A 3,360-nucleotide genomic window follows, 5' to 3' on the forward strand; every position below is an offset into this window, starting at 1 on the left:
CCCCTACACCGAATCCCTCTACACCCACCTCATGCGCCTACACGCCGCCGCCGGCCACCCCGCCGACACCCACCGCGTCTACCGACGCCTACTCACCCGCCTCGCCGACCTCGGCGCCACTTCCACGCGGCCGGCCGTGTGTGACTCCCACTGGTGAGGCCGCCGCGGGGTAGAAGATCGGCGCGCTGCTCCTGCGATGCGCCGGATCAGGACGCGCAGGCGAGGGCCTGCTGGTGGGCGCGCGGGCTGCGTCGGGGCGCCTGCCCGGCGCAGACGTCGAGAACACACGCGATGGACCAGCTGACGAGATCGTCGAGCGGGTCCTGACGTTGCTCGCCGACTCCGCCGACCGCAACCGCACCCACCCCTTGCCGACCCGACGATCTGGCTCGTCGCGCACGCACTGCGGGAACCGAAGCTCCACCCGACACTGATCGATCTCGGCCTGGAACTGCCCGTACTCACCCTGCCCCTCGCCCGTTTCGAGTTCGACGCGGCACTCTTCCGCAGGCTGGACAGCGCCAGACCCGACCGGCCCTGACAGCACCACGCGCAGAGCACCGCCCGGCGCCAGCGCAGTCACCGTGCCAGGGCGGATCTCGGCGGGACGGACCGGTATTCGCTGCCAGCGGCGGCCGGAACGACCGCCGTCAGACAGGCCGCAGGCCCGGCGAAGGGGCATGCCGGACCCGCCCCCGGGGTCATCGTCGCGTTGCGCGGGCCCGGCGGGGGTGGGAGCCCCGCCGGGCCGCACCCGGCCGGCTTACTGTGACCTGTCCGCCGCACGCGCCTGTGTCGCACGCCCTGCTGGTACTGGCCCCTTCGGGCGATGCTCTGTGTGTCGGTGCTGACCACCACCGGTTCCGCGCTGGGGGTGTTGTCTGCCAGTCGTGCCCGGGCGGGTGGCATGCGGCGTCTGGCGCTGGTCGGCCCTGTCGCGGGCCCTGCACGTCAGATGCCATAGGAGGGCGGCGACGGCGCAGGCGATCGTCGCGTAGCAGCTCACCATCGTGACGGCGAGGACTGCGATTGCCAGCATGATCCTGCTCCTTCTGCTCCGTCGGACGTGCAGCCCTCGCCCGCGCCGTGTCGTCCGGTTCCGTAGCCGTGGGGCGGGGGATGGTGGGGCGGTGCCTGGCCGGCGGGACGGCGGTTGGGGTGCGGCCACGGCCGGTCGGAGCCGACCGTGCGGGCGACGTCGGCCGGGCTGATGTGCCGCCGGTAGCGGTGGGCTGGGCGGCTGGTGCGCACCGGCCGAAGAGCGAACGGGCATCGTGGGTGTCTCCAGGGGAGTAGGGCCGGCCGGGCCGTGGTGGCCCGGCCGGCGGTCGGGGGGTGTCACGGTGTGGCGCGGAAGTTCCCCAGCGCCTGGGCGAGGCTGGCGGCGTGCGGGGCCGGTAGGCGCAGGCTTAGGGTGATGTCGCCGTCGGCGAGGCTGATCGAGCCGGTGAGATGGCTCGCCGGCCCGTAGAGGTGAACCTTCCGGCCGGTGAGCGTGCCGCGTAGTTGGCGGGCGAGGACGGCCAGGGCACGGGCCGCTTCCGTGTCTGCGCGTCTGGCGATCTCGAGGTTGGTCTTGGCGATGGCGAGCGCGGCCCGGTAGTCGGGCAGGAGCCGGCGGCTGATCTCACCGGCGATCCGCTCGGGGCTTTTCTGCTGGCTGACGGTGATGTGGTGGCGGCCGGTTCGAGGCCAGTGCGGCCCGAGGCCGGCTGCGGCGGCGCCGGCGATCCTGAGCCGGTCGCGGCTGTTCGGGTCGCGGCGGACCACGAGGAAGTGCAGGTCGGGGGCGTATAGGGACGCCTCGTTCTCGGGCAAGGGTCTCGCGGCCCATGGGGGGCCCAGTTCTCGGGCGATGGCCCCCGTCAGGTCGTGCAGATCGTTCGCCATGCTGTGGCCCTTCGCGTTGGGCGTGGCATCGCAGCCGGGGAGCGCACCACCGGGGATGCGCCCCCGCTGCAGCGGGGGAAGAAGATGGCTCCAGTGCGGCCGGCGGGGCCGGGCGGAGTGCGCGGCTAGACGTCGCGCTGGGCCGTCCATCGGTGGAAGGCGGTCTCGGCGGCGTGGTAGCGGTCGCGGTGGGCTTGGAGATCGGCGGCCCGCCCGGTCGGGGAGAGCAGCGCGAGGGCGAGCGCGTGGTCGACGAGTGCCCGCCAGCGGCCGATCGCCTGCGTGGCGAGGTCGCCACGCCAGCCGCTGTGGCAGCGGCATCCCGTCTGGGGGATCGCGTACTGCACGGCGAGGGCGTGGGCGTGCAACAGGTACACGTCGGCCGGCGCGGTCAGGATGACCCCAGGCCACGGGGGTAGGGCGTCGCACCAGCCGAGGTCACCGAGCAGGCCGGTCAGCCAGGTCAGGCTGCGGGCGACCGCGTCGAGCAGCGCACGGTTGAGGGCGGCGGCGCTGGGAGGCATGGGCATCGTGCTCACCTGCGCTCGGTTGTCTGGTAGAGGGCCGGCCGCTGGCCGGGGTTGACCTGGGCCACTCGCCCGGCGCTGATGAGTCCGGGCATGGCGGCGGCGACGGCGCCGCTGGACCTGTTCAGTTCGCGGGCGATCGCCCCGGCGCTCAGCTGCGCGTCCGGGTTGTCGCGCAGCAGGTCGCCGATGAGCGTGCCGAGCTGCCCGGGCCGCAGCCGCACCGAGCCGCTGGCGTTACGCGCCGCAGCGTCGGTGGCCGCACGCGCCGCACGGGGACGGCGACGCGGTGCCGACGGTGCGGCCCCCGCCCGGGCCGGGCACGCCGCGAGCGGGCATGTCAACGCCGCGCACACCACCGGGGCCGGTGCCGCGACGCCACCGGCCCCGGTGGTGTCCGGATCCGCGGCCTCCTGCGCCGGGAGCCGGACCGGCTCCTCGGACACGGCGGGAGGGGTAGGGGTGCTCGCGGTGTCGGTTCCACGGCGTGCGGGGCTGGCCTGCGGTTCGGTCACCGGTTCCGGCTGCGGATCGGCCTGCGCCTGCGGGGTCACGCTCGCGCTGACCACGATGATGTTGCCGTCGGTGTCGTCGGTGTCGTCGGTGTCGGCGTGGGCGTCGGGCAGGGCCTCGCCGGTGTTGGTCGCCGCGCTGCCCGATGCCGGGTCCGTCTCCATCGCCTCCACGTCCGGCTCGAGGTCGTCCGGGTCAGCCTTGCCCGCGTCGCCCGGGTCGGGGTCAGCGGTCGGCTTGGTCGGGTCGGTGACCTGCGCGTCGTCGGGCGCGTCGTCCGTGTCGGGGTCCGTGTCGGGGTCCGTGACGGTCGTGTCCGGGTCCGGGTCCGGGTCCGGTGTGGCGGTGAGGGCGGAGGGCGCCGTGGCGTCGGCGTCGGCGTCGATCCCATTGTTCGGCTCGGTGGTGTGCGGGACCGGCGGCGTGGGGG

Annotated in this window: 3 protein-coding genes and 1 pseudogene; all 4 read right to left on the reverse strand. The window is 74.5% G+C overall.

Annotated elements, in window-relative coordinates; all coding sequences use genetic code 11:
* Positions 1-206 precede the first annotated feature (206 nt).
* A complete protein-coding gene (locus tag C1A33_RS35165) occupies positions 207-365 on the reverse strand; it encodes a hypothetical protein (protein WP_165818539.1) in 159 nt (52 codons plus the stop codon).
* Between the two features lie 973 nt (positions 366-1,338).
* Positions 1,339-1,890, reverse strand: coding sequence for a hypothetical protein (locus C1A33_RS22390; protein ID WP_101833339.1), 552 nt, complete (start codon positions 1,888-1,890; stop codon positions 1,339-1,341).
* A 125-nt stretch (positions 1,891-2,015) separates the two neighbouring features.
* Positions 2,016-2,420 carry a hypothetical protein gene (locus C1A33_RS22395; protein ID WP_133150790.1) on the reverse strand — a complete coding sequence of 135 codons (405 nt, stop codon included), beginning with the start codon at positions 2,418-2,420 and terminating at the stop codon, positions 2,016-2,018.
* Between the two features lie 5 nt (positions 2,421-2,425).
* A pseudogene (locus C1A33_RS35170) lies at positions 2,426-3,360 on the reverse strand (hypothetical protein); the annotation flags it as partial.

Origin of the sequence: Frankia canadensis (genome assembly GCF_900197875.1) — a bacterium.
GTDB classification, from domain to species: Bacteria; Actinomycetota; Actinomycetes; order Frankiales; family Frankiaceae; genus Frankia; species Frankia canadensis.